18 protein-coding genes are annotated in these 21505 nt (G+C 62.6%); 9 read left to right on the forward strand and 9 right to left on the reverse strand.

The window, feature by feature from the left end; translation table 11 throughout:
* Positions 1-112: 112 nt before the first annotated feature.
* The 5 genes from mnmE to rpmH all read right to left on the reverse strand — a co-directional run bounded on the left by mnmE (position 113) and on the right by rpmH (position 4045).
* The gene (gene mnmE / locus WCE05_RS09505) at positions 113-1483 is read right to left on the reverse strand and encodes a tRNA uridine-5-carboxymethylaminomethyl(34) synthesis GTPase MnmE (protein WP_368815807.1); all 1371 of its coding nucleotides are present in this window, start codon (positions 1481-1483) and stop codon (positions 113-115) included.
* A gap of 86 nt (positions 1484-1569) precedes the next feature.
* Positions 1570-3252 (reverse strand): membrane protein insertase YidC, encoded by a 1683-nt coding sequence (yidC, locus tag WCE05_RS09510; RefSeq protein WP_225786845.1) that lies wholly within the window; start codon positions 3250-3252, stop codon positions 1570-1572.
* Between the two features lie 2 nt (positions 3253-3254).
* Positions 3255-3500: a membrane protein insertion efficiency factor YidD gene (yidD, locus tag WCE05_RS09515; RefSeq protein ID WP_166890638.1), complete on the reverse strand. Its 246-nt coding sequence runs from the start codon at positions 3498-3500 to the stop codon at positions 3255-3257.
* Positions 3493-3897, reverse strand: a complete 405-nt coding sequence (gene rnpA / locus WCE05_RS09520; protein ID WP_084855253.1) for a ribonuclease P protein component — start codon at positions 3895-3897, stop codon at positions 3493-3495. The genes yidD and rnpA overlap by 8 nt, the downstream gene beginning before the upstream one ends.
* Positions 3898-3910: 13 nt before the next feature.
* Positions 3911-4045, reverse strand: coding sequence for a 50S ribosomal protein L34 (gene rpmH / locus WCE05_RS09525; RefSeq protein WP_003253163.1), 135 nt, complete (start codon positions 4043-4045; stop codon positions 3911-3913).
* Between the two features lie 583 nt (positions 4046-4628).
* On the opposite strand from rpmH, the gene dnaA reads away from it, so the two are divergent.
* Genes dnaA through gyrB form a run of 4 tightly spaced genes read left to right on the forward strand, consistent with a single transcriptional unit; the run spans position 4629 to position 10851 of the window.
* Complete coding sequence (gene dnaA / locus WCE05_RS09530; protein WP_225786846.1) at positions 4629-6164, forward strand: chromosomal replication initiator protein DnaA; 1536 nt, start codon at positions 4629-4631, stop codon at positions 6162-6164.
* A gap of 40 nt (positions 6165-6204) precedes the next feature.
* Positions 6205-7308: a DNA polymerase III subunit beta gene (gene dnaN, locus WCE05_RS09535; RefSeq protein WP_225786847.1), complete on the forward strand. Its 1104-nt coding sequence runs from the start codon at positions 6205-6207 to the stop codon at positions 7306-7308.
* A 14-nt stretch (positions 7309-7322) separates the two neighbouring features.
* Complete coding sequence (recF, locus tag WCE05_RS09540) at positions 7323-8426, forward strand: DNA replication/repair protein RecF (protein WP_225786848.1); 1104 nt, start codon at positions 7323-7325, stop codon at positions 8424-8426.
* Between the two features lie 4 nt (positions 8427-8430).
* Positions 8431-10851, forward strand: a complete 2421-nt coding sequence (gyrB, locus tag WCE05_RS09545) for a DNA topoisomerase (ATP-hydrolyzing) subunit B (RefSeq protein ID WP_253080405.1) — start codon at positions 8431-8433, stop codon at positions 10849-10851.
* A 50-nt stretch (positions 10852-10901) separates the two neighbouring features.
* Here gyrB and WCE05_RS09550 read toward each other — a convergent pair whose 3' ends face one another.
* On the reverse strand, positions 10902-12215 hold the full coding sequence (locus WCE05_RS09550; protein ID WP_368815808.1) for a sigma-54 interaction domain-containing protein: 1314 nt from the start codon (positions 12213-12215) through the stop codon (positions 10902-10904).
* Between the two features lie 330 nt (positions 12216-12545).
* Between WCE05_RS09550 and WCE05_RS09555 the strand changes: the two genes are divergently transcribed.
* Genes WCE05_RS09555 through WCE05_RS09565 form a run of 3 tightly spaced genes read left to right on the forward strand, consistent with a single transcriptional unit; the run spans position 12546 to position 15567 of the window.
* Positions 12546-13430 (forward strand): MBL fold metallo-hydrolase, encoded by an 885-nt coding sequence (locus WCE05_RS09555; protein ID WP_225789924.1) that lies wholly within the window; start codon positions 12546-12548, stop codon positions 13428-13430.
* A gap of 41 nt (positions 13431-13471) precedes the next feature.
* Positions 13472-14752, forward strand: a complete 1281-nt coding sequence (locus WCE05_RS09560; protein ID WP_368815809.1) for an FAD/NAD(P)-binding oxidoreductase — start codon at positions 13472-13474, stop codon at positions 14750-14752.
* Positions 14749-15567 carry a sulfite exporter TauE/SafE family protein gene (locus WCE05_RS09565; protein WP_225789926.1) on the forward strand — a complete coding sequence of 273 codons (819 nt, stop codon included), beginning with the start codon at positions 14749-14751 and terminating at the stop codon, positions 15565-15567. The genes WCE05_RS09560 and WCE05_RS09565 overlap by 4 nt, the downstream gene beginning before the upstream one ends.
* Here the strand turns inward: WCE05_RS09565 and WCE05_RS09570 are convergent.
* On the reverse strand, positions 15556-16443 hold the full coding sequence (locus WCE05_RS09570; RefSeq protein ID WP_225789927.1) for a LysR family transcriptional regulator: 888 nt from the start codon (positions 16441-16443) through the stop codon (positions 15556-15558). The genes WCE05_RS09565 and WCE05_RS09570 overlap by 12 nt on opposite strands.
* A 171-nt stretch (positions 16444-16614) precedes the next feature.
* On the opposite strand from WCE05_RS09570, the gene WCE05_RS09575 reads away from it, so the two are divergent.
* Positions 16615-18264, forward strand: a complete 1650-nt coding sequence (locus WCE05_RS09575; protein ID WP_225789928.1) for a GMC family oxidoreductase — start codon at positions 16615-16617, stop codon at positions 18262-18264.
* A gap of 96 nt (positions 18265-18360) precedes the next feature.
* A complete protein-coding gene (locus tag WCE05_RS09580) occupies positions 18361-19980 on the forward strand; it encodes an MFS transporter (protein ID WP_225789929.1) in 1620 nt (539 codons plus the stop codon).
* A 180-nt stretch (positions 19981-20160) separates the two neighbouring features.
* Here WCE05_RS09580 and WCE05_RS09585 read toward each other — a convergent pair whose 3' ends face one another.
* Positions 20161-20931 (reverse strand): 1-acyl-sn-glycerol-3-phosphate acyltransferase, encoded by a 771-nt coding sequence (locus WCE05_RS09585; protein WP_225789930.1) that lies wholly within the window; start codon positions 20929-20931, stop codon positions 20161-20163.
* Between the two features lie 43 nt (positions 20932-20974).
* On the reverse strand, positions 20975-21505 hold the full coding sequence (gmhB, locus tag WCE05_RS09590; RefSeq protein ID WP_225789931.1) for a D-glycero-beta-D-manno-heptose 1,7-bisphosphate 7-phosphatase: 531 nt from the start codon (positions 21503-21505) through the stop codon (positions 20975-20977).

A 21505-nucleotide genomic window follows, 5' to 3' on the forward strand; every position in this document is an offset into this window, starting at 1 on the left:
CTGTTGATGACTTCTGGTGTCAGGGAATGGAGATAAGGTCAGGGATTGGTCGCCGTACCTGCGGGAGCGGCGTTGTGTCGCGATGGGGCGCAGGGCGCCCCAGAAGAGGACGTTACTTGCCGATGCAGAAGCTGGAGAAGATGCGCCCCAGCAGATCGTCGGAGCTGAACGCCCCGGTGATTTCCCCCAGCGCCTGCTGGGCCTGGCGCAGGTCTTCGGCCAGCAGTTCGCCGGCTCCCGCCAAGGTCAATTGCGCACGGCCATGTTCGAGATGGTCGCTTGCCTGGCGCAGTGCCTCCAGGTGACGCCGGCGAGCGCTGAAACTGCTCTCTGCGGTCTGTTCGTAACCCATGCAGGCCTTGAGGTGTTCCCGCAGCAGCTCCAGCCCCACGTCGTCGCCCTTGGCGCTGAGCGTGAGGGTGACGTGGCCGTCCTCGCTCTGCTCCATGGCCACCGTTTCGCCGCTCAGGTCTGCTTTGTTGCGGATGAGAGTGACCTTGGCCGGATCGGGTCGCAAGTCGAGGAACTCCGGCCACAGCGCAAACGGGTCGCTGGCTTCCGGTGCGGTGGAGTCCACCACCAGCAGGACGCGATCAGCCTCGCCAATGGCCTTGAGTGCACGCTCCACACCGATCTTTTCCACATGATCGTCGGTATCGCGCAGGCCGGCGGTGTCCACCACGTGCAGCGGCATGCCGTCGATGTGGATATGTTCGCGCAGGATATCCCGCGTGGTGCCGGCGATATCCGTGACGATGGCCGCCTCCCGGCCTGCCAAGCGGTTGAGCAGGCTGGATTTGCCGGCATTGGGCCGGCCGGCGATGACCACGGTCATGCCATCGCGCAGCAGGGCGCCCTGCCCGGCCTCGCGCTGCACTGTGGACAACTCGCTGCGCACCGCATCGAGCATGGACAACACATGGCCATCGGCGAGGAAGTCGATCTCTTCCTCAGGGAAGTCGATAGCCGCTTCGACGTAGATCCGCAGCGCGATCAAGGCTTCGGTGAGGTTATGCACACGCTTGGAGAATTCCCCCTGCAGCGAACGCAGGGCATTGCGCGCAGCCTGGGTCGAGCTGGCCTCGATGAGGTCGGCGATCGCTTCGGCCTGGGCCAGGTCGAGCTTGTCGTTGAGAAATGCCCGCTCGCTGAACTCGCCCGGCCGCGCCAGGCGGCAACCCAGTTGCAGGCAGCGCTGCAGCAGCATGTCCATGACCACTGGCCCGCCATGCCCCTGCAGTTCCAGGACGTCTTCGCCGGTGAACGAATTCGGCCCGGGGAAGAACAAGGCGATGCCTTCGTCCAGCACCAGGCCCTGGTCATCGCGGAACGGGCCGTAGTGGGCATGGCGTGGCGTCAGGGAGCGGCCGGTAATGGCCTGCCCCGCCTGGCTGGCCAACGGGCCGGACAGCCTGACGATGCCAACGCCTCCGCGCCCCTGGGCGGTGGCGATGGCTGCGATGGTTTCACGCACAGTGTTCATGCTCGAAAACCTCTACGAAAAATACACAGATAGCAAAAACGCCCCACGAAGGGGCGTTTTTATTCACAGGCTAGCTCAGCAGCCCGTCAAGCAGCCGCTTTCTTGGTCGCGGCTTCGATGGCGCGGGTGATGTACCACTGCTGCGCGATCGACAGGCAGTTGTTCACAACCCAGTACAGCACCAGGCCGGCCGGGAACCACAGGAAGAAGAAGGTGAAGATGATCGGCATCATTTTCATGACCTTCGCCTGCATCGGATCCGGCGGAGTCGGGTTCAGCTTCTGCTGGATGAACATGGTGGCGCCCATGATGATCGGCAGGATGAAGAACGGATCCTTGATCGACAGGTCGGTGATCCACAGCATCCATGGGGCCTGGCGCATTTCCACGCTTTCCAGCAGTACCCAGTACAGGGCCAGGAACACTGGCATCTGCACCAGGATCGGCAGGCAGCCACCCAGCGGATTGATCTTCTCTTTCTTGTACAGCTCCATCATCGCCTGGGACATCTTCTGGCGATCGTCACCGAAGCGTTCCTTGAGCTGCTGCAGCTTCGGCGCCACGGCACGCATGCGCGCCATCGAACGGTAGCTGGCGGCCGAGAGCGGGAAGAACAGGCCCTTGATGAGCATGGTCAGGACGATGATCGACCAGCCCCAGTTGCCCAGCAGGCTGTGGATATGTTGCAGCAGCCAGAAGATCGGCTGGGCGATGAACCACAGGAAGCCGTAGTCGACGGTCAGTTCCAGGCCTGGGGACAACTCCTTGAGCTTGGACTGGATCTTCGGGCCGGCATACAGCATGGCGCTGGTTTCGGCCTTGCCGCCGGCAGGCACGTTCAGCGCCGGGCCGGTGTAGCCGATGATGTAGTTGCCCTGGCTGTCCTTGCGGGTCTGGACGACGTTGTTGTCCGAGGCGTTCGGGATCCAGGCGGTCACGAAGTAGTGCTGCAGCCAGGCGACCCAGCCGCCGGACACATTTTCTTTCAAGCTGCCCTTGTCGATGTCCTTCATCGACACTTTCTTGTACGGCTCCGAAGCTGTCCACAGGGCTGCGCCCAGGTAGGTCGCGGTGCCGGTGGCAGTGCTCGACGACGGGTCGGAGCTGGCGTCACGCTTGAGCTGGGCGAACAGATTGCCGGTCCAGGCCTGGCTGCTCTGGTTGTCGATCAGGTAGCTGACAGCCAGGTCGTATTCGCCGCGCTTGAAGGTGAAGCGCTTGATGTAGTTGACGCCGTTGTCGCTGAACTTCAGGTCGACCACCAGTTGGTCCTGGCCGTCGGCCAGCTGGTAGTGCTTCTGTTCGGTGGCGTACAGCGGGCGACCACTGGCACGGGCATCCGGGCCGTTGGCGCCGGTCAGGCCGCTTTGGGCCAGGTAGACACGCTCGCTGCCGTTGTCGAACAGCTGGAACGGAATGTCCGGATGGTCCTGGCGACGTGGGTATTTCGGCAGGGTCAGCTGGACGATGTCGCCGCCCACCGGGTCGATAGCCAGGTCCAGGACATCGGTCTTGATCCGGACCAGGTCCTTGCTGACCGCGACCGGCGCCAGTTCGGCTGGGCTGGATTCAGCGTTGGCGCTCGGCACATCGGCGCTGGCGCCATCGTTGCCGGCCGGCACGGTGTCCGGCAGCGCCGGGGCAACGTTGCTGGCAGCAGTATTCTGAGTCGGCAAGGCAGCCTGGCCGTAGTCCTGGTTCCACTTGAGGACCAGGACGTAGGACACGATTGCCAGGGCGACGATCAGGATCGTGCGTTTAATATCCATGATTACTCGGCTATCGAAGAAGTTCGGGAGGAAGGAGCTGGTGGAACGGGATCGAAACCACCGTCGTTCCACGGATGACAGCGCCCCAGGCGACGAACGGCTAGCCACCCGCCACGCAAGAGGCCATGGGTTTCGATGGCTTCATAGGCGTAACAGGAGCAACTGGGGTAGAAACGACAGTGACTGGCCATCAGTGGACTAATGGCGTAACGGTAAAACTGGATCGGAACGAGGGCCAGTTTACGCATCGTGGCTGTCTACCCCTGCGGAATCGGCGTTAACCGCTGGAGAGGGCCGACTGCGTACCAGGCGCTTCCAGAGCTTGCCAAAGTGTTGGTGCAATTCTGGGTTCTCGATCTCGCCCAATCCCTTGCGCGCGACGATCACGATGTCCAGGCCAGCGAGCATCTGCTGGTTCAGGCGAAAGGAATCGCGCATCAAGCGTTTGAGGCGATTGCGTTGAACGGCGAGCTTGACGCTCTTCTTGCCGATCACCAGGCCGAGCCGTGGATGATCGAGGCCGTTCTCGCGGGCAAGGATAAGCAGGTTTTTCCCTGGAACCTTGCCGGTTGGGGAGTCGAAGACCGCTTTGAAATGCCGGGGTGTAAGCAGTCGCTTGTCCCGACTGAAGTCCTGACTCACCACCTGTGCCGAAAAATCAAATTGCCAGACGCTTACGGCCTTTGGCACGACGACGCGACAGAACAGCGCGGCCGTTCTTGGTAGCCATACGGGCACGGAAGCCGTGGGTGCGCGCGCGCTTGATGGTGCTTGGTTGGAAAGTACGTTTCATGGCGTTGTTACCTGGGTTCGTCGACAACGGGCCGGAATGGCCCCCTTTTTAAGAGATCGGCGATTCTAGAGAAAGCAAGCCAATAGGTCAATTTCCAACCAGCCTTTCCTTATGGAAGGCGTGACCTGCCCCGATGCCTCTGAAGGCTTGATCAGGCCGACACGAGACGACAACATGAAAAAACAGAAGGACATATAAAAAGCTTTTCTGAAGAACTTATAGATCTTTAGTGGATAACTTTCTGTGGATAACCTCGTTAAGGCAAGAAAACACGCGCTGTACAGAGATTCATAACCCTGTCGGTAAGAGGTGTTCTGGCTGTGCCGGGCCCGCGGAAAAGCTGTGGATCGAAAGGCTGCTTATCCACAGGCGAGTTATCCACTGGTTTCAGGTCAGGGTTGTGCATAGCCCTCAAGGGAGGTTATCCACAGAGCTTATTCACACGGCGTGGGTGGCGTTTTGGTTGTGAATTGACCGATTTGCCACTCGGTGAGTCGTTGCCACATGTGGATAAGTGGTCGCCCGCCCGGTACAATGGCGGTTTGTTTTTGCCTCATCCGGCTTTCAAACTCAGGGGATATCCGTGTCAGTGGAACTTTGGCAGCAGTGCGTGGAGCTTCTGCGCGATGAACTGCCTGCCCAGCAATTCAACACCTGGATCCGTCCGCTACAGGTCGAAGCCGAAGGCGACGAGTTGCGCGTCTATGCGCCCAACCGTTTCGTTCTCGATTGGGTCAATGAAAAGTACCTGGGCCGTTTGCTCGAGCTGTTGGGCGAGCACGGCAACGGCATTGCGCCTGCCCTTTCCTTATTAATAGGCAGCCGCCGCAGCTCCGCTCCGCGTGCCGCCCCCAATGCGCCGGTCAGTGCCGCGGTTGCCGCCAGCCTGGCCCAGCAAGCCCAGGCGCAGCAGCCGGCACAGGTCGTGGTCCACAACGAGCCGATCGCCGAGCCTGCGATCGAGCCGGTACTGGTCAACGAGATCGAGGAGCCGTCTTCGCGCGACAGTTTCGATGCCATGGGCGAAACCGCCCCAGCACCGGCAGCCACGGCTCGAACCGAACAACGCACCGTACAGGTCGAAGGTGCGCTCAAGCACACCAGCTACCTGAACCGGACCTTCACCTTCGAAACCTTCGTCGAAGGTAAGTCCAACCAGTTGGCCCGTGCGGCCGCCTGGCAGGTCGCCGACAATCCCAAGCATGGCTACAACCCGCTTTTCCTGTATGGCGGCGTAGGCCTGGGTAAGACCCACCTCATGCACGCTGTGGGTAACCATCTGCTGAAGAAGAATCCGAATGCCAAGGTGGTGTACCTGCATTCCGAGCGTTTCGTCGCAGACATGGTCAAGGCGCTGCAGTTGAACGCGATCAACGAGTTCAAGCGTTTCTATCGTTCGGTCGATGCCTTGCTGATCGACGACATTCAGTTCTTCGCCCGCAAGGAACGCTCCCAGGAAGAGTTCTTCCACACCTTCAACGCCCTGCTCGAGGGCGGCCAGCAGGTGATTCTCACCAGCGACCGCTACCCGAAGGAAATCGAAGGCCTGGAAGAGCGCCTGAAGTCCCGTTTCGGCTGGGGCCTGACGGTAGCCGTCGAGCCACCGGAACTGGAAACCCGCGTGGCGATTCTCATGAAGAAGGCCGACCAGGCGAAGGTCGAACTGCCGCATGATGCGGCGTTCTTCATTGCCCAGCGCATCCGTTCCAACGTGCGTGAACTGGAAGGTGCCCTGAAACGGGTGATCGCCCATTCGCACTTCATGGGCCGGGATATCACCATCGAACTGATCCGTGAGTCGCTCAAGGACCTGCTGGCATTGCAGGACAAGCTGGTCAGTGTGGATAACATCCAGCGCACCGTGGCCGAGTACTACAAGATCAAGATCGCCGACCTGTTGTCCAAGCGGCGTTCGCGATCGGTGGCCCGTCCCCGGCAGGTGGCCATGGCCCTGTCCAAGGAGCTGACCAACCACAGTCTGCCGGAGATCGGCGACATGTTCGGCGGCCGTGACCACACCACCGTGCTGCACGCCTGCCGCAAGATCAACGAATTGAAGGAATCCGACGCGGACATCCGCGAGGACTACAAGAACCTGCTGCGGACGCTGACGACCTGATGGGTGTCGGTGCAGCTTATTGAAGGCAAGGGACTAGACCATGCATTTCACCATTCAACGCGAAGCCCTGTTGAAACCCCTGCAACTGGTCGCAGGTGTCGTCGAGCGCCGCCAGACCTTGCCGGTCCTGTCCAACGTGCTGCTGGTCGTACAAGGCCAGCAACTGTCGTTGACCGGTACCGACCTGGAAGTCGAACTGGTTGGCCGCGTACAACTGGAAGAGCCGGCCGAGCCTGGCGAGATCACCGTTCCGGCGCGCAAGCTGATGGACATCTGCAAGAGCCTGCCGAACGACGTGCTGATCGATATCAAGGTCGACGAGCAGAAACTGCTGGTCAAGGCCGGTCGTAGCCGCTTCACCCTGTCGACCCTGCCGGCCAACGATTTCCCGACCGTCGAGGAAGGCCCTGGCTCGCTGACCTGCAACCTGGAGCAAAGCAAGCTGCGCCGGCTGATCGAGCGCACCAGCTTCGCCATGGCCCAGCAGGACGTGCGCTACTACCTCAACGGCATGTTGCTGGAAGTCTCCACCGACACCCTGCGTGCCGTGGCCACCGATGGTCACCGCCTGGCCCTGTGCTCCATGCAGGCGCCTATCGGCCAGGCTGACCGCCACCAGGTCATCGTGCCGCGCAAGGGTATCCTCGAGCTGGCCCGCCTGCTCACCGACCCGGAAGGCATGGTCAGCATCGTGCTGGGCCAGCACCATATCCGCGCGACCACTGGCGAATTCACCTTCACCTCGAAGCTTGTAGACGGCAAGTTCCCCGATTATGAGCGCGTACTGCCCAAGGGCGGCGACAAGTTGGTGATCGGTGATCGCCAGGCGCTGCGCGAAGCCTTCAGCCGCACCGCGATCCTGTCCAACGAGAAGTACCGCGGTATCCGCCTGCAACTGGCCGCTGGCCAATTGAAGATCCAGGCCAACAACCCGGAACAGGAAGAAGCGGAAGAAGAAATCAGCGTCGATTACAACGGTAGCTCGCTGGAGATCGGCTTCAACGTCAGCTACCTGCTGGATGTGCTGGGGGTCATGACCACGGAACAGGTTCGCCTGATCCTCTCCGACTCCAACAGCAGCGCCCTGCTCCAGGAAGCCGGTAACGACGACTCGTCCTACGTTGTCATGCCGATGCGTCTGTAACCGTAGCAGGCCAAATGTCCCTTCGACGTATCATGGTCACCGCGGTGCGCAACCTGCACCCGGTGACCCTCTCCCCCTCTCCTCGCATCAACATCCTCTACGGCGACAACGGCAGCGGCAAGACCAGCGTGCTGGAAGCCGTGCACCTACTTGGGCTGGCGCGTTCGTTTCGCAGCACCCGCTTGAACCCGGTCATCCAGTACGAGCAGCCGACATGCACCGTATTCGGCGAGGTCCAGTTGGTAGAGGGAGGAACCAGCAGCCTGGGGATCTCTCGCGATCGCCAGGGAGAATTCACCATCCGCATCGATGGGCAGAATGCCCGCAGCACGGCCCAGTTGGCGGAAATGCTGCCCTTGCAGCTGATCAACCCAGACAGCTTCCGCCTACTCGAAGGGGCGCCCAAGATCCGCCGGCAGTTCCTGGATTGGGGAGTGTTCCACGTGGAACCTCGATTCATGGCGGCCTGGCAACGACTGCAGAAGGCGCTGCGGCAGCGGAACTCATGGTTGCGTCATGGTACACTTGACGCTGCTTCGCAAGCCGCCTGGGACCGGGAATTGTGCCTGGCCAGCGCGGAAATAGATGAATACCGTCGCAACTATATCAAGGCCTTGAAGCCTGTCTTCGAGCGAACCCTGAGCGAACTGGTCGAACTGGAAGGGCTGACCCTTAGCTACTACCGAGGCTGGGACAAGGACCGGGAACTCAACGAAGTACTCGCCTCCTCCCTTCTTCGCGATCAGCAGATGGGTCACACCCAGGCGGGACCACAGCGAGCCGATTTGCGTCTGCGATTGAGCGCGAACAACGCCGCCGACATCCTGTCGCGAGGTCAGCAGAAACTGGTGGTTTGCGCCTTGCGAATAGCCCAGGGCCATCTCGTCAGTCAAGCTCGTCGCGGTCACTGTATTTATCTTGTCGATGACTTGCCGTCCGAACTGGATGAGCAGCATCGCCGTGCGCTGTGCCGCTTGCTCGAAGAATTAAACTGCCAGGTGTTTATCACCTGTGTAGATCACGAATTACTGAGGGAAGGCTGGCAGAAGGAAACGCCAGTTGCTTTGTTCCACGTGGAACAGGGCCGTATCACCCAGACCCACGACCATCGGGAGTGAAGGCATGAGCGAAAATCAAACGTACGACTCCTCCAGCATCAAGGTGCTGAAAGGACTGGATGCCGTGCGCAAACGCCCCGGCATGTACATTGGCGACACCGATGATGGTAGCGGCCTGCACCACATGGTATTCGAGGTGGTCGATAACTCGATCGACGAGGCCCTCGCCGGTCACTGCGACGACATCACTGTCATCATCCACCCGGACGAATCCATCAGTGTTCGCGATAACGGTCGCGGCATTCCGGTCGATGTGCATAAAGAAGAAGGCGTGTCGGCTGCCGAAGTGATCATGACGGTCTTGCACGCAGGCGGTAAATTCGATGACAACTCCTACAAGGTTTCTGGCGGCCTGCACGGCGTAGGTGTTTCCGTGGTGAACGCCCTCTCCGAGAAGCTGGTACTGACCGTACGCCGCAGCGGCAAGATCTGGGAACAAACCTACGTCCATGGTGTTCCACAGGCGCCAATGGAGGTCGTTGGTGAAAGCGAAACCACCGGCACCCACATTCATTTCAAGCCGTCGGCAGAAACCTTCAAGAACATCCACTTCAGCTGGGACATCCTGGCCAAGCGTATCCGTGAGCTATCGTTCCTCAACTCGGGCGTCGGCATCATGCTCAAGGACGAGCGCACCGGCAAGGAAGAGTTCTTCAAGTACGAAGGTGGTCTGCGTGCATTCGTCGAATACCTGAACACCAACAAGACCCCGGTGAACTCCCAGGTCTTCCACTTCAGTGTCCAGCGTGACGACGGCGTGGGGGTCGAGGTAGCCCTGCAGTGGAACGACAGCTTCAACGAAAACCTGCTGTGCTTCACCAACAACATTCCACAGCGTGACGGTGGTACCCACTTGGTGGGCTTCCGCTCGGCGCTGACCCGCAACCTGAACAACTACATCGAACAGGAAGGTCTGGCCAAGAAGAACAAGGTCTCGACCACCGGTGACGATGCGCGTGAAGGTCTGACCGCAATCATCTCGGTCAAGGTGCCGGATCCCAAGTTCAGCTCGCAGACCAAGGACAAGCTGGTTTCCTCGGAGGTGAAGACCGCCGTGGAACAGGAGATGAACAAGTACTTCGCCGACTTCCTGTTGGAGAACCCCAACGAGGCCAAGGCCGTCGTCGGCAAGATGATCGATGCTGCCCGTGCCCGTGAAGCGGCACGCAAGGCTCGTGAAATGACCCGCCGCAAAGGCGCCTTGGATATCGCGGGCCTGCCAGGCAAGCTCGCCGACTGCCAGGAGAAGGACCCTGCCCTTTCCGAACTGTACTTGGTGGAGGGTGACTCCGCGGGTGGCTCGGCCAAGCAAGGCCGCAACCGTCGTACCCAGGCGATCCTGCCGCTCAAAGGCAAGATCCTCAACGTCGAGAAAGCACGTTTCGACAAGATGATCTCGTCCCAAGAGGTCGGCACCCTGATCACCGCCCTGGGCTGTGGCATTGGCCGCGAAGAGTACAACATCGACAAGCTGCGTTATCACAACATCATCATCATGACCGATGCTGACGTTGACGGTTCGCACATCCGTACCTTGCTGCTGACCTTCTTCTTCCGCCAACTGCCCGAGCTGGTCGAGCGTGGCTACATCTACATCGCCCAGCCGCCGCTGTACAAGGTGAAGAAAGGCAAGCAGGAGCAGTACATCAAGGACGACGACGCCATGGAGGAATACATGACGCAGTCGGCCCTGGAAGATGCCAGCCTGCACCTGGACGAGTCGGCGCCACCGGTTTCCGGTGTGCAGCTCGAAGGTCTGGTGAATGAATTCCGTGGTGTGATGAAGACCCTCAAGCGCCTGTCGCGTCTGTACCCGCAGGAGCTGACCGAGCACTTCATCTACCTGCCGGAAGTCACCCTGGAGCAATTGGGCGACCACGCTGTCATGCAGGCCTGGCTGGGCAAGCTCCAGGAGCGCCTGAACAACAGCCAGAAGTCCGGCCTGATCTACCAGGCCAGCCTGCGCGAGGACAAGGAGCGCAACGTCTGGCTGCCGGAAGTGGAAATCACCTCTCACGGCCTGGCCAGCTACGTCACCTTCAACCGCGACTTCTTCGGCAGCAACGACTACCGTTCGGTCGTGAACCTGGGCGCCAAGCTCAGTACCCTGTTGGGCGAAGGTGCCTACGTGCAGCGGGGTGAGCGTCGCAAGGCGGTCAGCGAGTTCAAGGAAGCCCTGGACTGGCTGATGAACGAAACCGCCAAGCGCCACACCATCCAGCGATACAAAGGTCTGGGTGAGATGAACCCGGATCAGCTGTGGGAAACCACCATGGACCCGAACGTCCGTCGCATGCTCAAGGTGACTATCGAAGATGCGATCGCAGCCGATCAGATCTTCAACACCTTGATGGGGGATGCGGTGGAACCACGTCGTGAGTTCATCGAAAGCAATGCGCTGTCGGTGGCTAACCTGGATTTCTGATCAGGTCGGCGAACGAAAAAAGGGGCTGCTTTTGCAGCCCCTTTTTTCGTTCAGATCCCCAACTCTCGCAAGCGTCGATACAGGGTACGTTCACTCATACCCAGATACCGAGCCAGCTCGCTACGCGATCCTTGGAAGCTTTCCAGGGCGTGCGCCAGGTCGCTCAACTCATTGCGGCCACGACGGCGTGGCGCCACCTGCCCTGCCCCTGCACTGGGGCCAATGTCTTCCGGCAAATGCTCAGGACGAATCAGGCCGTCGTCGGCGAACAGGCGCGCCCGTTCGAGTATGTTGCGCAGCTCGCGGATATTGCCCGGGAACGGATGCAAGCTGAGCCGCTCGAGCGCCTTCGGCGTCAGCCGGGGTGGTTGCTTGCCCATGCGTTGCAACAAGCTCTCGGCCAGCAAGGGCAGGTCTTCGACCCGCTCCCGCAGGGCTGGCAGGCGAATGGGGAAACCGCTGATGCGGTAGTAAAGATCTTCGCGGAAGGTCCCGGCCGCGACCATCTCCTTCAGCGGCTTGTGCGTCGCTGACACCAGGCGAAAGTCCGAATGCACCGTGCGCAAGCTGCCAACCGGGCGAAAGCTGCCCGACTCGATCAGGCGCAGCAACTTCACCTGCATGGCCAGCGGCACTTCACCGATTTCGTCGAGGAACAGGGTGCCGCCATGGGCCGCCTCGGCCAGGCCGATCTTGCGCTGGGTCGCGCCGGTGAATGCGCCCTTCTCGTAGCCGAACAGCTCGCTCTCGAACAGCGACTCGGTAAGCCCCGTGCAATCGACCACCACCAGCGGCCCGTTGGCCCGAGGACTGCCCAGGTGCAGGGCGCGGGCGAACAGTTCCTTGCCGGTACCGGACTCGCCCTGCAGCAGCACCGGGATCTGCGCCGGCGCTGCCCGCTGCAGGCTGGCAAGGGCCGTCTTGAAGGCAGGGGCGCGCCCGACCAGGCCTTGCTGTTGGGGTTGTGCGGAGGCCAGGGTGACGCTGGTCAGGCGTTCGACGAAGGCCACCACCCTGCCCTGCTCATCGAGGATCGGTCGCAGTTCCACGTCCACGTGCTCGGGCCCACGGGGGGTGTGGTGGATGTGCAGGACGCGCTCCGGCACCTTGCTGTCCAAGGCCTTGCGCAGGGGGCAATGCTCACCGGCCTGGTCGCACGGCACGGCATAGTGGTGGGAGACACGGTGGCACTTTTCACCCAACGGTGCCTGGTCGTCCGTGCCGAACTGCCGGCGGTAGGCGGCGTTGGCGGCGAGGATGTTGTAGTCGGTGTCGAGGATGATGCTTGGGTGCACATCGTGTTCCAGGTAGGACACCAGGGCGAGGATGGCGGGATGGTCGGGATACACGGAAAGCGCGGACATGAAGGTGGCCGATGGGAAGTACCCGGCGAGGGTAGCAGGGACTGCCAAACACTGCCATTGGCTGTCAGTCGACTGCCAGAAGGGACTGCCAGAGCTGGCATGGAATGCTTGGGCTGGGTGAGCCGAATCCTCGGTGCACGCCTTTTCGCGGGCAAGCCCGCCCCTACAGGATGCCCTGTTCTAGGGGCCTGCACCTGACCCTGTGGGAGCGGGCTTGCCCGCGAAAAGGACGGCGCAGATGCCCAATTATTGCTGGCATGCATCTTGATAAACCCCGGGACACTGCCTACGCCTCTATGAAGGCACGGTGGATAAACCCTGGAGAGCGCAATGATCATCGGCAGCAACCTTCATGTGGAAGCCTTGTTCGACGAGGTGACCTCGACCATCAGTTACCTGGTGATGGACGGCGAGACGCGCCACTGCGCGCTGATCGACAGCGTGTTGGACTACGACCCCAAGTCCGGGCGCACCTGCAGCGAGTCGGCGGACAGGTTGATCGCTCGGGTCGAGGCGCTGGGGGCCAAGGTCCAGTGGATCCTGGAGACCCATGTACACGCCGATCACCTGTCGGCCGCGGCCTACCTCAAGGACAAGCTCGGCGGCCATGTGGCCATCGGTGCGCGGATCACCCAGGTGCAGAAGACCTTCGGCGCGCTGTTCAACGCCGAGCCGGGCTTTGCCCGTGATGGCAGCCAGTTCGACGTGCTGCTCGAAGACGAGGAAGTCTTCCTGATCGGTAACCTGCGTGCCCGTGCCTTGCATACGCCCGGCCATACCCCGGCCTGCATGAGCTACGTGGTCGAGGATGGCGGCGAGATCGCTGTGTTCGTCGGCGACACCCTGTTCATGCCTGACTACGGCACAGCCCGCTGCGACTTCCCGGGGGCCGATGCGCGCACCCTGTACCGCTCGATCCGGCGCCTGCTGGCGTTCCCCGACCAGACCCGCCTGTTCATGTGCCACGACTACCTGCCCGGTGGGCGTGAGCTGCGCTACGTCACCACCGTGGCCGAGCAGCGCGCCAGCAATATCCACATTCACGAAGGCGTCAGCGAGGACAGCTTCGTGACCATGCGCGAAGCCCGCGATGCCACCCTCGACATGCCTGTGCTGATCCTGCCGTCGGTGCAGGTCAACATGCGCAGCGGCCAGTTGCCCGAGCCCGAAGACAACGGCGTGCGCTATCTGAAGATCCCGCTGAATGTGCTCTGAGCACCTTGGCCCTATAACGACTATTTCAAGGAAACACCGCCATGCCTGCCTTGCAGTCCCCTGCCGATGCCTCATGCACCGACCACCACAAGGTGGTCATCGTCGGTGCCGGTGCCGCCGGTATCGCCACCGCCTCCAGCCTGGTCAGCCGTGACCCGTCCCTCGATATCGCGCTGATCGACCCGGCCGACGTTCATTACTACCAGCCTGGCTGGACCATGGTCGGTGCCGGTGTGTTCCAGGCCCCGGCCACCGCCCGTACCATGGCCTCGACCATGCCGCGGGGCGTACGCTGGATCAAGGCGAGGGTCGCAGGTTTCGACCCCCACGGACAAACGGTCCGCCTCGAAGATGGTCGCGCCGTCAGCTACGAACAGCTGGTGGTGTGCCCCGGCCTCAAGCTCGATTGGAACGCCATCGAGGGCTTGAACGAAACCCTGGGCCGCAACGGCGTCACGTCCAACTACCGATACGATCTGGCGCCTTACACCTGGCAGTTGGTGAGCAACCTCAAGCAAGGCCGAGCCCTGTTCACCCAGCCGCCGATGCCGATCAAGTGCGCGGGTGCGCCACAGAAGGCCCTGTACCTGTCTTGCGACCATTGGTTGCGCCAAGGCCACCTGGGCGCGGTCAAGGCGAGTTTCTTCAATGCCGGCACCGTGCTGTTCGGCGTGGCCGACTATGTGCCGGCCCTGATGGCCTACATCGACAAGTACGGCGTCGACCTCAACTACGCCCATCGCCTGGTGGCCGTGGACGGGCCCGGCAAGCGCGCCACGTTCGTGCGTACCCTGCCCGACGGCAGCACGCAAACCCACGTCGAGGCCTTCGACATGCTCCACGTGGTGCCGCCACAGGTGGCACCGGATTTCATCCAGCAAAGTCCGCTGGCCGATGCCGCGGGCTGGGTCGATGTCGATCCGCACAGCCTGCGCCATCGTCGGTTCGCCAATATCCACGCCCTGGGGGACGTGACCAACACCAGCAATGCCAAGACCGCCGCCGCAGCGCGCAAACAGGCACCGGTCGTGGCCAACAATGTCCTGGTCGCCCTGGGCCGTCTGCCGACCTTGGCCCAGTACGATGGCTATGGCTCCTGCCCATTGACCGTCGAGCGCGGCAAGATCGTCCTGGCCGAATTCACCTATGGCGGCAAGGTGGCGCCGAGCTTCCCTCGCTGGCTGCTCGATGGGCGCCAGCCGACCCGCCTGGCCTGGCTGCTCAAGGCGCGAGTACTGCCGCCATTGTACTGGCAGGCCATGCTCAAGGGCCGGGAGTGGCTGGCGCGGCCGCAACCCATGAAGGCCGAGGCTGTGCAGTGATCGAACATCAATTCCTCGGGGCAGGCCTGGGGGCGATCATTGGCGCGGTGCTGGCGCTGACCGGTGCCGGTGGCGGCATCCTGGCGGTGCCCTTGCTGGTGTTCGGCCTGGGCCTGAGCATGGTCGAGGCAGCGCCCATCGGCTTGCTGGCGGTGGGCCTGGCGGCGGCGGTCGGCGCCGGGTTGGGCCTGCGCCAGGGCCTGGTGCGCTACCGGGCGGCGCTGTTCATTGCCGCCATTGGCATCGTCACGGCACCGTTCGGGCTGATGCTGGCGCATCGTTTGCCCAATACGCCCCTGGCCCTGGTGTTCGCCGCAGTGCTGGTGTACGCCTGTCTGCGCATCTGGCGCAAGGCCAGGCGCCAGATGCGTGGCGATTCGCCCTGTGGCGAGCGGCAGATCATGCCCTGCGTGCTCAACCCACAGCAGGGACGGCTGCGCTGGACCCTGCCCTGCGCACGCGCCCTGGCCTTCACGGGTGTGCTCTCGGGCTTGCTGTCCGGCCTGCTCGGCGTGGGGGGCGGCTTCGTCATCATCCCAGCGTTGAACCGCTACACCAACCTGGACATGAAGAGCATCGTCGCCACCTCGCTGGCGGTGATCGCCCTGGTGTCTGCCGGTAGCGTGGCCAGTGCCAGCCTGGCAGGCGTGGTGCACTGGCGGCTGGGTGCCCCGTTCGCCGTCGGTGCGGTGCTCGGCCTGCTGCTGGCGCGGCCGCTGGCGGCGAAACTGGCCGGGCCGCGGCTGCAGCAACTGTTCGCCTTGGCAGGGATCGGTGCCGCCGTGTTGCTGGCCGGCAAGGCGCTACTCGGCTAGCAGCTCGGCCTGCTCCGCCGCGCACAGGGCCAGCAGGTAGTCCCAGACCACCCGCAGGCGAACCGACTTGTGCAGCTCGCGGCGGGTGCAGATCCAGTAGCTGCGCTGGATGGTTTCGCTAGGCAGCACCCGCACCAAGGTGGGGTCGTGCCGGGCCATGTAGTTGGGCAGCACGGCGATGCCCAGGCCTGCGCGGGCGGCATGCTGCTGGGCGATCACGCTGGTGCTGCGAAACGCTACGTTGGGGGCCCGGCAAAAACTGTTGAGAAACAGCAGCTCCTGGCTGAACAGCAGGTCGTCGACGTAGCCGATCCAGCTGTGCCGGGCCAGGTCCTCGCGGTTGCGCAGGGGCGGAGCGTGGTCGAGGTATTCCTGGCTGGCGTAAAGGGCCAGGCGGTAGTCGGTGAGCTTGCGGGTGATGAGCAAATCGGCGCTGGGCCGTTCCAGGTGGATGCTGATTTCCGCCTCGCGGTTGAGGATGCTGACGAAGCGCGGCACCGCCACCAACTCCACCTCGAGCCCCGGGTAGCGCTCGAACAGCGCGCTCATGCGTGGGGTGAAGAACATGATGCCGATGCCTTCGGTGACCCCCAGGCGGATCTTGCCCAGGGGCGTGATGGCCTGGGTGATTTCCTCCTGAGCCAGCAAGGCGACGTTCTCCATCGCCTCGGCATGCTTGAGCAAGGCCTGGCCGGACGGGGTGAGTTCATAGCCCTGGGCGTGCTGGACGAACAGGGCGGTACCCAGGCTCTTCTCGATGCTCTCGATGTGCCGGGCCACGGTGCTGTGGGTGGTGTTGAGGCGTTTGGCGGCAGTGAGCAGGCGGCCACTGCGCTGTAACTCGAGGAAAAACCGCAGATCATTCCAGTCGAACATGCTTGTCCCTGTGCATTTCGGACGGTGCGGCTTCGTTTTGCAGGAGCGGCGCCGTGGCTGTGAGCGCTGTGCTAAAACGCACAGCGGCTGCGCGAAATCTCGTGTTTCCCCGGCGAAATTAATCAATAAGATGGTCCGGGACAAGAATAAAAATCAGGCGCGAGGTTGCACATGCCATCAGCCGATTCTGTCTTCGACTACGTGGTCGTAGGCGCTGGCCCTGCCGGTTGCCTGTTGGCCAACCGCTTGTCCGCCGACCCTGCCTGCCGCGTGCTGCTGCTCGAGGCCGGTGGCCGCGACACCTATCCCTGGATCCACATTCCCGTCGGTTACCTCTACTGCATCGGCAACCCGCGCACCGACTGGTGCTTCAAGACCGAGGCGCAGCCCGGCCTGGGCGGTCGCAGCCTGGGGTATCCACGGGGCAAGGTGCTGGGAGGCTGCTCGTCGATCAACGGCATGATCTACATGCGCGGCCAGGCTGCCGACTATGATCGCTGGGCCGAGCAAGGCAACGAGGGCTGGGCCTGGAAGGACGTGCTGCCGCTGTTCAAGGCCAGCGAGCACCACTTCGCCGGCGCCAGCGACAGCCACGGTGCCGAGGGTGAATGGCGGGTCGAACAGCAGCGCTACAGCTGGCCGATCCTCGATGCCTTCCGCGATGCCGCCGAACAGAGCGGCATTGCCAAGGTGCCCGACTTCAATACCGGCGACAACGCTGGCTGCGGTTACTTCCAGGTCAACCAGCGCAGCGGCGTGCGCTGGAACTCCGCCAAGGCCTTCCTGCGGCCGGTGCAACGGCGCCCCAACCTCACCGTGCTGACCGACGTGCAGGTCGACCAGGTGCTGCTGGACAACACCCGCGCCACGGCGGTCAAGGCGCGCTGGCAAGGCGCCTGGCATGAGTTCAGGGCGCGCCGCGAGATCATCCTCTGCGCGGGCGCCGTCGGTTCCCCCGGGATCCTGCAACGTTCCGGCATCGGCCCGCGCAAGCTGCTCGAAGGCCTCGGCATCGGTGTGCGCCACGAGCTGGCCGGTGTCGGCGGAAACCTGCAGGACCACCTGCAATTGCGCCTGATCTACGAGGTGCGCAATACCCGCACCCTCAACCAGATGGCTAACAGCTTGTGGGGCAAGCTGGGCATGGGCCTGCGCTACCTCTACGATCGCAGCGGCCCGTTGGCCATGGCGCCGAGCCAGCTGGGCGCGTTCGTGCGCTCCGGGCCCGAGCAGGCCACCCCCAACCTGCAATACCACGTGCAGCCGCTGTCGTTGGAGCGCTTCGGCGAACCCTTGCACCGTTTCCCGGCGTTCACCGCCTCGGTATGCAACCTGCGCCCGGCCAGCCGGGGCCGTATCGACATCCGTTCGGCAGACATGAACGCCGCGCCGCTGATCGATCCCAACTACCTGAGCGACCCGTACGACCTGCGCGTGGCCGCCGAGGCCATCCGTATCACCCGGCGCATCGTCCAGGCCCCTGCCCTGGCCGCCTTCGAGCCTCGCGAGTACCTGCCCGGCCCGGCCCTGCACACCGAAGAACAACTGCACGAAGCCGCTGGCCGGATCGGCACCACCATCTTCCACCCGGTCGGTACCTGCCGCATGGGCAATGGCCCGCTGGACGTCGTCGACAGCCAGCTGCGCGTCCATGGCGTCCCTGGCCTGCGGGTGGCCGACGCCTCGATCATGCCGCAGATCGTCTCCGGCAATACCTGTTCACCCACATTGATGATCGCCGAGAAGGCGGCACAACTGATCCTCAAGGGGGCTGCTACCCAGATCAACTTCAACGACGCAAACGCGATACCGACGCCCTGACCCGGGTGCGTGCAACACCGGCGGCTTGCGGTCAGAGGCCGCCGACAGTGGACAACAAGAATAATCACTGTGGCCTGCGGGCCGAGGACAGCAACGATGTCGGATTACATCCAAGAGCAAGGCGCGGCGGCGACCAGCGACAGCCGACGCGAGGAACGCAAGATCATTTTCGCGTCATCCCTCGGGACGGTGTTCGAGTGGTATGACTTTTTTCTCTACGGTGCGCTGGCCGCGGTGATCAGCAAGCAGTTCTTCGCCGGCGTCAACGACACCACCGCCTTCATCTTCGCCCTCATGGCCTTCGCTGCCGGCTTCCTGGTGCGGCCCTTCGGCGCCTTGGTGTTCGGCCGCCTGGGCGACATGATCGGGCGCAAGTACACCTTCCTGGTGACCATCGTGCTGATGGGCCTGTCGACCTTCGCCGTCGGCCTGCTGCCCACCTACGCCAGCATCGGCATCGCCGCACCGATCATCCTGGTGGTGCTGCGCATGCTCCAGGGCCTGGCCCTGGGCGGTGAATACGGTGGCGCGGCGACCTACGTGGCCGAACATGCGCCGCCCGGCAAGCGCGGTTTCCATACCGGGTTCATCCAGTCCACCGCCACCCTCGGCCTGCTGCTGTCGCTGGTCGTGGTGCTGGGCAGCCGTTATATCAGCGGCGACCAGTTCGAAACCTGGGGCTGGCGGCTGCCGTTCCTGCTGTCGATCGTGCTGCTGGGGATTTCCACCTGGATCCGCATGAGCATGCACGAGTCCCCAGCCTTCGTGAAAATGAAAGCCCAGGGCAAGGTGAGCAAGTCGCCGATCCGTGAGTCGTTCACCTCCTGGCCGAACCTCAAGGTGGTGCTGACCGCGCTGTTCAGCATCAACGCCGGCCAGGCCGTGACCTTCTACACGGCACAGTTCTACGTGCTGTTCTTCATGACCCAGATGCTCAAGATGGACCCGGCCCAGGCCAACACGCTGCTGATCATCAGCGTGGTGATCGGGGCACCGTTCTTCGTGTTCTTCGGCTGGTTGTCGGACCGGGTCGGGCGCAAGCCGATCCTGATGCTTGGCCTGCTCCTGGCCACGCTGGCCTACTTCCCACTGTTCAAGGGCCTGAGCTATTACGCCAACCCGCAGATCGATGCCGCCAGCCGCCAGGCCCCCATCGTCGTCACGGCCGATCCGCAGGGCTGCACCTTCCAGTTCGACCCGGTCGGCAAGGCGCGCTTCGACAGCCCTTGCGACAAGGTCAAGACCTTCCTGGTCAAGCAGGGCCTGCCCTACAGCTCGGTGGATGCCACCGGGTCCGACGTGGTGGTGAGCATCGGCGACAAGACCATCACCGGCTTCGACGAGGCAGCCATGCGCGCGGCCATCGACCTGGCTGGCTACCCGGCCACGGCGGATCCGGAACAGGTCAACCAGGTGATGGTGGTGGTGCTGATCGTGGCCATGATCCTCATTGCCACCATGACCTACGGGCCGTTGGCGGCGGTGATGGTCGAACTGTTCCCGACCCGCATCCGCTACACCTCCATGTCACTGCCCTACCACATCGGCAATGGCTGGTTCGGGGGCTTCCTGCCGACCGTGTCGTTCGCGCTGGTGGTGTATACCGGGGATATCTTCTACGGGCTTTGGTATCCGGTGCTGATCACCGGGGTGAGCCTGGTGGTGGGGATCTTCTGCCTGAAGGAGACTCGGGATGTGGATATCGACAAGGTCTGATGGCCAATAGCGGCCGCTAAAAAAAACCGGCTGTAAAAGCCGGTTTTCTTATGCCTGCGAAAAAACTTATGCACGATTTCCAGAAAAATGACGCTCGTTGAAATAAGTAATGAATTCAACGAGTTGCATTATTTTCTACACCGCTAATCCAAAAATTGCTCACAAGTTATCCACAGATCGTCAGGCACTCTGCTGCGCCGGATTTTCCGCCACCGGCGGCAGCGAACCCATGGCCCGCTGGGCCGCTTCGTTCCAGGCCTGGGCACGCTCGTTGAGTTCGGCAATCGCCCGTGGGCCGGTACCTACCGGATACATCGGTTCGCCAATCACCACCTCGATGGTACCCGGGCGCTTGCCCCAGCCATCACGTGGCCAGAACTTGCCGGCGTTATGCGCCACTGGCAGCACCGGTAGCCCGGCGTTCACCGCCAGGGCGGTACCGCCGCGGGAGAACTTGCCGACCTGGCCATGGGGCACGCGGGTACCCTCGGGGAAGATCAGCACCCACACGCCCTGCTTGAGCAGTTCGTCGCCTTTGCTGGCGACGTGGCGCAAGGCCTCTTTCGGGTTGTTCCGGTCGATGGCGATGGGCCGCAGCATGGCCATGGCCCAGCCGAAGAACGGTACATAGAGCAGCTCGCGCTTGAGCACCTGGCTCAAGGGCTCGAAGTAGGCCGAGAGGAAGAACGTCTCCCAGGTGCTCTGGTGGTTGGAGAGGATCACGCAGGGCTCTTTCGGCACGTTCTCGGCGCCGGTGATCTTGTAGCGGATCCCCAGCACGACCCACGCCAGCCCAACGGCGAAACGGCACCAGTAGACGTTGATGAAGCGGTAGCGTTTACGGAACGGCAAGAAGGGCGCGACAAAGAAGCTCAGGGTGCACCACAGCAACGAACTGGTGCCCAGCAGCAGGTAAAAAAGAAAGACTCTGATCGCCTGCAGGATCGACATAGTGGCATGTACCGCCTTATGAAAAAGTGCGCCAGGCGGCGCACTATCGAGTAAGTTCTCTGGCGATGGCCGCCAAATCATCAAAAACCAGTGTGGCTTGGGGGACGCCTTTTTCCAGCGTCCGTTCACCCTTGCCGGTCTTCACCAGCACCGGTTGTGCACCGACGGCCAGGGCGGCCTCCAGGTCACCTTGGCTGTCGCCGACGAACCAGACGCCGGAGAGGTCGGCCTGGTAGTGCTCGGCGATCGCCCGCAGCATGCCGGGCTTGGGCTTGCGGCAATCGCAGCCATCATCCGGCCCGTGCGGGCAATGCACGATGTAGCCCACCTCGCCGCCCTGCTCGGCCACCAGCGCGCGCAGGCGCGCATGCATGGCCTCGAGGGTTTCCAGCGGGTAGTAGCCGCGGGCAATGCCGGACTGGTTGGTGGCCACGGCCACCGTCCAGCCCGCCTTGCTCAACTGCGCGATGGCCTCGATCGAGCCGGGGATGGGGATCCACTCCTCCAGCGACTTGATGTAGGCGTCGGAGTCGAAGTTGATCACTCCGTCCCGATCAAGAATCAGCAGCTTCAA

This window comes from Pseudomonas sp. I2, assembly GCF_040984075.1.
GTDB classification, from domain to species: Bacteria; Pseudomonadota; Gammaproteobacteria; order Pseudomonadales; family Pseudomonadaceae; genus Aquipseudomonas; species Aquipseudomonas guariconensis_B.